Below are 11,128 nucleotides of genomic sequence, written 5' to 3'. Positions count from 1 at the left end.
CTAGACGCGCTTTTCCCGCAGGAGTCTCGTACCTTCCGTTCCAATCAACTCCGTTTTGGAATTTAGATAAAACCCCTTCTGTCTACAGTTTTTATGAGGGTTTATAAAACATGGAACGCCGATCTCCCTCCAGGCACTCGCTTTCCGCGGGCGGTCCGCCCTCGGCGCTTTTGCACCTGTGGGATCTCCCTTGGACACGCTTTTCCCGCAGGAGTCTCGCTCACCCACTCCTATCAACTTTGTTTTTAATCACTTTTCGCCGACTGTCTGCACTGTCTTGGTCATTGACCAGTTTATCGTCCTGAACCACATAGTATTCGACCGCCCGCGAATTTTTTTCGACCTTCACCTCACTATTCGGACTCCGATCCCTTATGTCCCCAAAATAAAAGTCCGCCATTTCCGGCGGACTTTTCACTTTATTTTTTCTCGTCAAGGCATTGATAAACCGCCATCATGTCTCGTTTGTTCAATTCACGAATCCGGGCGAATATGGGGATATCGGCAACGGCCTCGGTACGTTCACTTTCAGCCACGACATCCTTCACTTTCCCTGTCAGCCAGGTCTGGACGTCGATGCTTTCGACGATTTCTTTACGCCCTTCATCATCGATGCCACTGGCATGACAGCTCACACAAGGGATCGTTAATTTATACACACCGTCATGGATGTTGTCTTCTGAAATGACTTTCTTGCCATTACAGAACGGGCATTTATGACTTGCTTTAATTTTATTGATTTGGGTAACGATTTTTTTGTAGCCGAATGCTTCATAGACATAGGTTAGTTTTTTGTATTTGCCATTGGTGAAATATTTATCAATAATGGTTTCTCTTGTTTCGTTAATATTGGAAAAGTCACAGATGGTAATCTGATTTTTGCTGCTGATTGCTTCGATATTGCCTTTAATGCTGTCCCAGAATGGTTGGGTATTTTGTAAAACCACTTCATAGCCGACGAAGCTTGCTAGCTCGAGCTCGAGCATTTTCAACGCCGCTTTTGTTTCACGTGGAAGGAATGAGACATCATCAGTGAGTGCGATATCGCCGCCCACAATCGCTTTTAGTTTTTCCAGTTCCGGCAGCTTTCCTACAATTTTGATGACTTGATCAATTGGCTGTTGGATGATCTCGCGAATGTCCGTATCACCAAACATCAGCTTTTTATGATGTTTGAGAACCGTTCCTTGGCAGACTGGACAGTCGATCATCTCTTTTGTTTCTTTCATCTGCTCTTTAATGGTTGATTTCGATACGAAGATATAGCGCCCAATGATGAAATTGAACCCTTCCCAAATTCGCGATGCCTTGCCTGCTTTATCGTAAAAGGACTTTTCCCAATACCCATATAAGAAGGTATGCTTTTCGGCATCTGTCATCTCATTATAGCTTTTACTAATGTCGTGACCGAGTTCATTCTTGATCTCATCAAACAGGAATTGCAGTTTGGAATGCTGATAATATTTTAATACTTCCATCACGTCCGGATGTAATAAACCATCCCAGAATGGCACGTTTTTGTCTTGTATGACTACATCGAAATCGAATTTTTCAATGACCCGGCGTCCCGAACAGCTTGGACAATGATTTTCTGCTGAATAGAAATCGAAGCTTCTTGTATCTTTATTGGTCGGATGTGCAGCCACTATATGGTTGATCATTCCGCCCAATTCATAAAGAAACGTATATTGGCTGTACAAGTGGCGTTCAAGATCAATGGCGATCACAGGGGCTATCGTGTCGGACTCGTACTCCCCATATATCACGCGAGCGATTGGTGATAGGCTTTTTAAAATTCCGCCCTTATAGACGTTCTCTGCGTTTTTGAAATAGTCCAGATGATTTTCCTGTAAATAATCGATACCAGTTTTTGACCGGAGCGTGGAAGAGATATGCAATGGCTCCACCCGTTCGTCACTGTCTTTGTGACTGTAATAATCATCATGACTGACAACGTCAAGATGCTGGACAGGCGTTAGCTGTCTTTTACCAAAATCCACGATATAATCCGAGCTTTCCAGCATATAGGCATTATGTTCAATCATGATGATGGAGACGGATTCATCATCCAGAATGACCCTGACACTGTCAATGAATTGGTTTAAAATATTTTGCGATAACCCTTTTGAAGGCTCGTCAAAAATGAACAGCGTGTGCGGGTTCCTTGTCTTCGCAAACAGCTCGGAAACTAAGTGGACACATTGAAATTCACCCGTCGATAGTGTTTGTGTTTTTCTTTCTAACGTCAAATAACCAAGCCCAAGTTTGATCAATAAGCTCAAACGTTTATGTGCGATGTCTTCAGATGGCAACTCTTCGATGATATCTTCGATCGAACGCTGAAAAATATCATCAATTTCATCACTGTATTTGGTTAGCTTCTTTTTAATATCAAGAAACGTCGCAACGGTTGACCGGCTGGTGATCGATTTATTTCGGTCCTGCCCGACCATGACCAGCTTATCCTTTGGATACCGCTTCTGAAAATCTTTGGAGATGCATTCATTGACTAGTGTAGATTTACCGCAGCCTGACTCACCCGTAAAGGTAACGAGTCTATTCTTGGGAATGCGGATTTCTTCCATTTGAATATTACGGCAGTAAAGATCCTGAAATTGATAGTATTCAGTAGGCGCTGCTTCATTTCGCTTCCAGCTGATTGGTTTGGGCCGCGGTGATTCCTCAACGATTTTCCCGCCATATTTTCCGCTGCCGGGTCCAAAGAACAATTGGTCATCAGTGCTATCCAACACCGTATCTGAGTGATCAATGAGCCAAATTTGATTTTTATAACCTAATTGCTTAATCTGCTCTAAAATTTTCAAAAGGGTTTGATGATCAAGACCGACGGAGATTTCATCGATGATGATCACGGTATTTTCACTTGTAGCCATGAATTCGGCCAAATAAAGCCGGGTTAATTCCCCTCCTGACACTGTCCCCATAATACGGTTCAAGCCTAAATAACCAATATTCATATTGATTATATTTTGGAGAATATGCTGTTTAGCTTCACTAATATGTAAGGTCTCTGCGAGTGAAAGGATCGTTTCGATGCTTAAGTTGTTGATATCGGATATAGTATGCGGGCGATCTAATAATTCAATGGTATATTGCTCGACTTCTTGATTGTAGCGTTTCCCCTCACACTTTGGACATTCGACATTTTTCGTCGTACCGCGTCCTTTACAAGTGGGGCACCAGCCTAAGGCATTATTAAATGAAAAAACTTCCGGAGAAAGATTGAATTTTTCTGCAAGACAAACACGAATCTCTTTAAACACACCAGTATGTGTGCCAATGGTCGAACGGGGATTAGCTGAAATGGATGATTTGCCGAGAAAAAGGACCAGCGGCATTTCCTCCATCTTGATGGCACTGAAGTTGGTTTCCATAATATTAGGGAATAAATACTGATATTCAGACTTCGGCAATAAGGAAACGAGACGCTTCTTGGATTCTTCGCCAATGGTTTGACAAAAAGTCGTCTTCCCTGAACCTGATAAACCAGCAATTCCTAATGATTGGTCGTCTGGAAGTGATGAATCTAAATGGCTTATATTGTTCGCTATTAATCGATTTATTTTCATTTGTAACTCCTCTCATTTTTTAAGCTCAGTCTTTCATATTAGCACAGCAGTATATGTATTTGGTATTTTTTTATCGGTAACCCCATCCTTTTATTCTTTCACATTCCGCTCCTTCAAAAACGTATGATCCATCGACAAAAAACGGGGAGTAAGGATGGGATTTTTAAGATGATTAAACCTTCTTTTAGATTATAAAAGCCCCTCTCGACTAAGAGAAGGGCATTCCTTATAAAGCATGACCACATTTTTATCCAATACGCTTATTTTGTATTGGACTTTTTTGCCTTGTTTTCAAGATCGCTTTTAGGCTCGGTGGAGAATTCCACATCTTTTCCATGTCCCTGCGGGTTAACACTTGGTGCAATGCGACCTCTTCCTGTCTTTTTACTCATTTCCTTCACCTCCAAGTATATGATGTTGGACAGATCTACTTTACATTACGGGTGTAATTAAATGTGTCTTTGTTCTGAGGAACATCAGGATCTTTTTTCCCGGCAGGCTGTACTGCTCTTCCATTTCCGCTATAGCCTTCTTCCATGGGCCCTGGATAATGATAATGACCATCATTAACTGATTGAGTTGTTGCTTCACCAGCAGCATGATTTGCTCCCGTTTCCGCGCCATTTTCTTTATCTTTAGTCAATCCATCTCCTCCTTTTCTAAAGCTTTTCTTTTATAGTATTTCGATAAAAGAGCAATAAAATGAAAGGAGAAAAAAGGAAGCACTAATAATGACTCCATTCTTTGTTATTTGGAGGTCAGAAGGAAACTCTCCGTTGCACCGTTTTTCAAGAAGGGACTGGGTTCGCCAACCGTATAAATTTGCAAGTCATGCATAGCCCTGGTACATGCGGTGTAGAACAATCTACGCAGGCTCTCATCACCGTATGTTTGCATGGATGCATCATAAATGATGACTGCATCGAATTCGATGCCTTTGGCCAAATAAGCCGGTATAACGACTACACCCTGTTCATATTCATTTGTGCCTTTCTGTACGAGTTTAATTTCACCGTGGACACTAAGGGCATCGTATGCGGCGGCACTTTCGGCAGCAGATTTACAGATTATTGCGATTGTATTGTACTCATGGCTTTGGAAGTCTTTGACTTTAGACATGATTTTGCGGTGCAATTCATCACGGCTGGACACTTGAGTGAGTACAGGCTTCTCGCCTTCACGATTGAACGCCTTAATTCGATGGCCTTCTGGAATTAGTTCACGTGTGAATTCTATAATCTGCTTTGTGGATCTGTAGCTTTGATCCAAGGTTATGCTCTCGGTTTCACTTATCCCGTATAAACTGGTAAGAGTCTGGAAATCCACCCGTTCGCTGGCATGAGCAAATATTGCCTGGTTAAAGTCACCGAGCACGGTCATCCTGGCAGAAGGAAACAATCGTTTCAAAAACTCGAATTGAAATGGGGAATAATCCTGTGCTTCGTCAACAAGCACATATTTTATAGAAGTATTCGACTGGAATCCTTGAATTAACTCCTTCAGCAGCAAAAATGGAGTCGCGTCTTCGTAATACAGTTTACCTTCTTCCAGCATTTTTTGGGTTGATAAGCAAATTTCCCTTTCGGCAGGTGTTTCACCTTCATTCCACAGTTCGAGCCGTATTTGTTCGTCAAAAAGTTGCTTGTATATTCCCTTAATATTGATAAAATGAAGTGCTTTTATCCGTTTGCGTAACGACTTCAATTTCTTTCGAACAATCATACGCGCAAGCATTTTATTCTCTATCTCATAATCGTCAAAGGAATCTTCATCATCACCGCGTTTTTTCTCTAAATAGGTGTATACCTTTTGGTAGTCTTCTTTGCTGAGATACTCGATTTCCTCCTCGACCCAAGGTTGTTTCAACTCAAACTTTTCCCTTTCATCAAGTAGCTCACATAACCACTCTTTCAGCTTTTCAATCCTATTGTGAAATCTTAATGTGGTGTCTGTGTTATAAAATCTTTCCGAGATTTGTTTGGCGGAGACGAGCGTTTCCCCTCGGAACTTTAACCCTCTAAAGATCATTCCGGATTGCTCAAGTGATTGTCTGTAGGTCTTGATGATTTCAAAGAAGCGAATGGATGCCTTAAATTGGATACTCGCTGTCCTGGTGCTATAGGAAGGATCATCCGCTGCAGTCAGCAAATATTCCAATTGCTCATAAGGATCCTCAACTTGAAAAGAGTCAGTCAGACGATGATCCAGGTATTCCTGGAATGTTACCTGCTGCATATTCTCTTCGCCAAGTTCGGGTAACACATTGGATACGTAGTTATTAAACATGGAGTTAGGAGAGAATAGAATGATTTGATCGGCTTTCAGCCTTTCTCGATTCTTGTAGAGCAAGTAAGCGATCCGTTGAAGGGCAGCTGATGTCTTCCCGCTGCCAGCGGCACCTTGAACAATGAGCAGACGTCCGCGATCGTTCCGGATGATCCTATTTTGCTCACGTTGAATGGTGGACACGATACTGTGCATATGCTTATCCGTTCCCTTGCCCAGTACCTGCTGCAGGATCTCATCCCCAATGGTGAGACTCGTGTCGAACATCGATTCGATAACGCCTCCTTTGATGGTGTATTGCCACTTGTTCTCCAGCATTCCCCGAATTACGCCTCCGGGAGTGGAGTATTCTACAGGACCGGGAGGATAGTCATAATAAACACTCGAAACCGGGGCCCTCCAATCGTAGATAATGAAGTTTTCTCCTGTTGCATCAGTAAGAGTGGAAGTCCCAATATAAATTTGTTCCGTCTGGGGAGACCCTTCTTCAGTGATATCAATCCGGCCGAAATAAGGCACTTCCTGCATGCGGCGCAGTGTTGACAGCCTCTTGAACGCATATCTATGTGCGCCTTCGCTTTGTGACAAGTCTTGAGCCTGCTGCCTCAATCCAATGATCGTCTCGAGGTAATCATCGAAGGTATCAATATTAACCTTGAGGTCATCCCAAAAGTGTTTACGGATATTAACAACTTCTTTTTTACGCTTTGAAGTTTCTCCTTCTATTTTGCTGATTTGTTTCGTGATTGTATCTATCACCTCATTCAAACGTTCTTGCTCCTGCCGAATTTCATTGTTCATAACGGACACTCCTTTAAAAAATGAGAAATTAGGGGTTGACTAGAGGTGAGTTTTACCTTATACTTATAGTAAGGGGTAAACTGTTTTTGTATATAATTAAATGTGTTTCTATACTAATTTATCATAAATTCTGAATGATATCAATGTATTTTTGCACAACAGTTGCCATAATGAATCTTCATTTTAAACATTAATTTAACATGTAAAGCCAGTAACCAGTTGAGCAATAGCTTGGCTGGTTATTTTTATGCCTACATATTAGAAAGCCTCATTGCTAGTTCTTTTTTCTATAGACTTGAAACAATGTCATACTGTTTATAAAAAAATACGGAGGAAATAGCGATAAAGACAAATCCATATAAACGGATTTGTCTTTATGTTTCTTTCATCGAAAAATATAAAATGTTTTTGTGAATTTTCAATCTATTCAACTTGTGTTACTGGTTTATTATTTCATCATCTGCCTTGCTTCCATAAACAGCACTTGGATAAACTTTTTCATATTATTGCGGCTCTGACTGCTTACTTTTTTGCTTTTGTCTTCTAGCTCCAGCATTTTTTTGCGGACTTCCGAGAAATCAAAAAATGTGGATGAATAGGCTTCGAATTTTGGATTCATATAATCCGTCAATCCTAATGAAGCGATATGGATGAGTGCCTGGTTAAGTGCGCGACGGACACGCTGCTCAGAAGCTTTCATTTCTTTCTGGATTTCGGCCTCTTTCGCTTGACCTCCCAGCTTTTCAGCAGCAATCCCAGCAAATATCTCCTTTAAATATGGAAATGTGTAGGCAGGACCGAGTCTTTGCTTTTCATTTTGGAGGAATCCTAAAATGTTTAATAAATCCTCGCTTCCCCCTTCGCCAATCATACCTAAATCAGAAATTAAGGACCGTCCGGCTTCCATGATACTTTTTGTATGAATGGAGGGCACTTTCGAAGACTTCGGGCGGCCCGTAAACACGTTCAACGACTTTTGAATGCCCTGGATCGATTGATCTACCAGTATTCGCTCGTTCACTTTGTTTAATATGCATGAAATTTCAACTTGGTTCAGCGGTTTTGTAATGTAGTATTCCGCTCCTAATCTATACGCCTCTCCAATCAGTTCTTTCGATTCCACTTGCGAAATCATAACAAATCTCCCTTGAAATCCATCAGCAAGAGACCTGATCGTTTCAATTCCATCCCTTAATGGCATGAGCAAATCAATTAAGACAACGTCTGCTTTTTTTAAAAGCAACAAGCCATTATTAACTAAAGCTCCGTCTTCTGCTTCTCCCACCACTTTGCCTAAATCTTCGTCTTCAATTATCTCTGTCAACATTCCTCGAATGGCAGGATCGTCATCTATAATGAAATAATTCATCTCGTTAACCCTTTCTCCATAATAGCATCAATCGGAATTCCTACGATGAATACGGTTTCTTTATAGGTATCCATTAGCCTGATATGTCCTCCAAATTTTTCAACTGTTTGTTTCACATACGATAAGCCAATTCCCGTCGAAGGGTTTCCCGCCTCATCGAATTTCTTTGTATATCCTGCTGTAAAAACGATTTCCTTCTGCTTCGGCGCAATGCCGGGGCCATTATCACAGATGCAAAACTCCACGAATTTATCTTTCCTTTTCACATGCAGTGATACGTATCCTTCTTCTTCAATGGCTTCCACTGCATTGGCCAATAAATTATTTATTAATGATAATACCATATATACATGATAGCGGGGATGGTCATCATCTATATGCAAGGTAAATGTAATAACTTTGCGAAGGGACTCTGCATATCGTCTATTGGACACGATCATGATGTTACCAAGGTCTTCGATCTTCATATATTCCTGCAGGTTTTCGGATGACATAAGTTTCGATAGCCCGGCATAAATCCGCTGGTTATCTTTTTTGATTTCATGCACGAGACCGGCAATCTGCAACGCAGTTTGCGCATCGCTTCCATTAGTTCCCCTTGTTTTTATCCGACGGTAAAAATCATAACAAGTGCGGGTGATTTCTTCCGCATTTTGCATCGTTTTCTTCAGTTGAACCGATTCCTCATACAAACTTGAAATGAAAAGCAACATTTGTTCCTTTTGCATGCGCTGCTCCGCTTCTGCGGATTTCGCTTCTCTCAGCTTTAATATATTAAAAAAGCCGAGAACGAAAAAGCTTCGAATAAAGGCGATTAAAACAAGTTGGTCAATGGCTAGCAAGGGTGTGTCCTGATTCGCCAGGATGGATCGGATCGTCATCTCCGATACACTTGCAAAAAGCTCGATCAATACCCCTAAAAGCCCGATCATAAACGGCTGATCATGCCGTTCGTTCAATTTCGTTTTATGAAAGGCCAACGCGTAAATGAAGTAGTAGAAAAAGGCGGGAACATGAAGATACATCGCATCCTCAACGGATATGTCCCGTATCCCGACAGCCAGTGAAAAACGTAAAAAAAACACACTCATTCCCGTCACTATGCCTGCAATAATCGGGTGGATGCTTCTCCCCCATAGTAAAAACAAGAAGAAGACGGGGGTTCCCAAACTGACTCTGAATGTATCATCGAAGGGGTAAAACTTGAATTCGCCCGCAAGAGGCACCGCAATCATAATCAATAGTAATATCCTTATACTCTTTTTCAATACGGTCCCTCCCCAGTTACTATATTAAAAACATAACATATGAAAAGGTAAAAAAGTGAGAAGGGTTTTGACTGAAATTATTATTTTTTCTGTCCCTTGTAAGTATCAGTAGGATTCAGTAGGTTCCAGTAGGATGAGCATAAACTTGAAATAATCCAAAAAATGAAAGCGTTAACAAAAGGGCAACTATCAAAGGAGGAATTCAAATGAAAAGGTTTGGCTTAGCTACTCAAATTTTTATTGCACTTGTACTAGGTATCGTTGTCGGTGCTTTATTCCATGGTAATGAAACAGTCATGGCCATTTTGGTGCCTATCGGGGATATTTTCATTCATTTAATTAAAATGATCGTCATCCCGATCGTCATGGCTGCATTAATCGTCTCCATAGCGGGAGTCGGCGATATAAAGAAACTAGGAAAATTAGGCGGGAAGACTCTTCTTTATTTTGAGATTGTCACCACAATTGCCATTGTTATTGGATTACTGGCGGCAAACTTGTTCCACCCAGGGTCTGGCTTAGATACAAGCAATCTTGAAAAAAGTGATATTTCAAAATATGAAGAAACAACAAATACCGCTGGTAGCAGTGGCTTTGGAGAAACAATTTCTCATATTGTTCCTTCAAATGTATTTGAATCAATGGCTCAAGCGGATTTATTACCGATTATCTTCTTTTCTGTTTTATTCGGCTTAGGTGTCGCTGCGATAGGCGAAAAAGGAAAGCCTATTCTTGGATTCTTTGAAGGTGTGTTGGAAGTAATGTTTTGGGTGACGAATCTAGTCATGAAATTTGCCCCCTTTGGTGTGTTTGCGCTGATTGGTGTAACCGTTGCAAAATTTGGTATCGCAACATTAATTCCTTTAGGGAACCTAGTAATTGCTGTTTATGTGACGATGGTATTCTTTGTATTCGCCATTCTTGGAATTATAGCGAAAATGTCAGGGACAAGCATTTTCGTTATCCTGAAAGTGTTAAAGGATGAATTGATTTTGGCATTTACAACAGCAAGTTCAGAGTCGGTATTACCAAGGCTTATGGATAAAATGGAAAAGTTTGGCTGCTCGAAATCCATTACTTCCTTTGTTATTCCAACAGGCTATACGTTTAATCTAGACGGCTCATCGATTTATCAAGCACTTGCTTCACTTTTCGTGGCACAAATGTATGGTATAGATTTATCCATTACACAACAGATCACTATGTTACTAGTCTTGATGTTAACGTCAAAAGGAATGGCTGGCGTTCCGGGTGCCTCATTTGTTGTTGTTTTAACAACACTTGGTTCTATGGGACTGCCAGTGGAAGGTGTTGCGTTCATTGCCGGTATCGACCGAATTTTGGATATGGGAAGATCAGCGGTTAATGTCATAGGGAACTCATTGGCGGCGATTGTCATGTCGAAATGGGAAGGGGAATTTGACCAGGATAAAGCAAACCATTACGTTGATTCAATTAAACAATCAGACGTAGCATAACCTTATAAAGGAGGAAACGCGGTGTCAACAATCCAAATAAATCATGACGAACGTATTGAGAAAGACTTCTTGGGATCAAAACAAGTACCAGTGCATGCATACTATATATCCAAACATTGCGTGCAGTCGAAAACTTTCCGATACAAGTTATCCTTTCGAGATGACAAACCCAGGTATTTCTAGTGCTGGATCGTAATTTCCGATTTTGATGAAATGGCAGATGTGGTTGATGAATAACAAAAGTCTGGGGAATTGATATAAAAGCCCTCCTTTATGGGAGGGCTTACAGACTGTAGACAAACTCGATGAAAATCGAGTTTGTCTATTTTTATGGCT

General features: G+C 41.0%; 8 protein-coding genes and 1 pseudogene. 2 read left to right on the top strand and 7 right to left on the bottom strand.

Annotated elements, in window-relative coordinates; translation table 11 throughout:
• Positions 1-220: 220 nt before the first annotated feature.
• The 7 genes from ADA55_RS08435 to ADA55_RS08405 all read right to left on the bottom strand — a co-directional run bounded on the left by ADA55_RS08435 (position 221) and on the right by ADA55_RS08405 (position 9,314).
• Positions 221-436 (bottom strand): hypothetical protein, encoded by a 216-nt coding sequence (locus ADA55_RS08435; protein WP_048681965.1) that lies wholly within the window; start codon positions 434-436, stop codon positions 221-223.
• On the bottom strand, positions 420-3,590 hold the full coding sequence (locus ADA55_RS08430; RefSeq protein ID WP_048681962.1) for an ATP-binding cassette domain-containing protein: 3,171 nt from the start codon (positions 3,588-3,590) through the stop codon (positions 420-422). Before ADA55_RS08430 ends, ADA55_RS08435 begins: the two co-directional genes overlap by 17 nt.
• 260 nt (positions 3,591-3,850) lie before the next feature.
• On the bottom strand, positions 3,851-3,982 hold the full coding sequence (sspL, locus tag ADA55_RS08425) for a small, acid-soluble spore protein L (protein ID WP_034304091.1): 132 nt from the start codon (positions 3,980-3,982) through the stop codon (positions 3,851-3,853).
• A 35-nt stretch (positions 3,983-4,017) separates the two neighbouring features.
• Complete coding sequence (locus tag ADA55_RS08420; protein WP_048681957.1) at positions 4,018-4,233, bottom strand: hypothetical protein; 216 nt, start codon at positions 4,231-4,233, stop codon at positions 4,018-4,020.
• A 104-nt stretch (positions 4,234-4,337) separates the two neighbouring features.
• On the bottom strand, positions 4,338-6,677 hold the full coding sequence (gene helD / locus ADA55_RS08415; protein WP_048681954.1) for an RNA polymerase recycling motor HelD: 2,340 nt from the start codon (positions 6,675-6,677) through the stop codon (positions 4,338-4,340).
• Positions 6,678-7,125: 448 nt separating this feature from the next.
• A complete protein-coding gene (locus ADA55_RS08410; protein ID WP_048681949.1) occupies positions 7,126-8,046 on the bottom strand; it encodes a response regulator in 921 nt (306 codons plus the stop codon).
• Positions 8,043-9,314 (bottom strand): sensor histidine kinase, encoded by a 1,272-nt coding sequence (locus tag ADA55_RS08405; RefSeq protein ID WP_048681945.1) that lies wholly within the window; start codon positions 9,312-9,314, stop codon positions 8,043-8,045. The genes ADA55_RS08410 and ADA55_RS08405 overlap by 4 nt, the downstream gene beginning before the upstream one ends.
• A 206-nt stretch (positions 9,315-9,520) precedes the next feature.
• Here ADA55_RS08405 and ADA55_RS08400 point away from each other — a divergent pair, with 206 nt between their 5' ends.
• Both ADA55_RS08400 and ADA55_RS31355 read left to right on the top strand, forming a co-directional pair.
• Complete coding sequence (locus ADA55_RS08400) at positions 9,521-10,792, top strand: cation:dicarboxylate symporter family transporter (protein WP_048681940.1); 1,272 nt, start codon at positions 9,521-9,523, stop codon at positions 10,790-10,792.
• A gap of 30 nt (positions 10,793-10,822) precedes the next feature.
• Positions 10,823-10,935, top strand: a pseudogene (locus ADA55_RS31355) (hypothetical protein); the annotation flags it as partial.
• Positions 10,936-11,128: the final 193 nt, after the last annotated feature.

The sequence above is a fragment of the Bacillus sp. 220_BSPC genome, assembly GCF_001054655.1.
GTDB lineage: Bacteria > Bacillota > Bacilli > Bacillales > DSM-1321 > Peribacillus > Peribacillus frigoritolerans.
Note: the sequence above shows the minus strand (reverse complement) of the source record. Positions and strands in the feature narration are given on the sequence as shown.

Excerpts from the sequence above, each read along its gene's own strand:
- sspL (WP_034304091.1), bottom strand. The coding sequence starts at position 3,982 with ATGAGTAAAAAGACAGGAAGAGGTCGCATTGCACCAAGTGTTAACCCG.
- ADA55_RS08430 (WP_048681962.1), bottom strand. The coding sequence starts at position 3,590 with ATGAAAATAAATCGATTAATAGCGAACAATATAAGCCATTTAGATTCA.
- ADA55_RS08400 (WP_048681940.1), top strand. The coding sequence starts at position 9,521 with ATGAAAAGGTTTGGCTTAGCTACTCAAATTTTTATTGCACTTGTACTA.
- ADA55_RS08410 (WP_048681949.1), bottom strand. The coding sequence starts at position 8,046 with ATGAATTATTTCATTATAGATGACGATCCTGCCATTCGAGGAATGTTG.
- helD (WP_048681954.1), bottom strand. The coding sequence starts at position 6,677 with ATGAACAATGAAATTCGGCAGGAGCAAGAACGTTTGAATGAGGTGATA.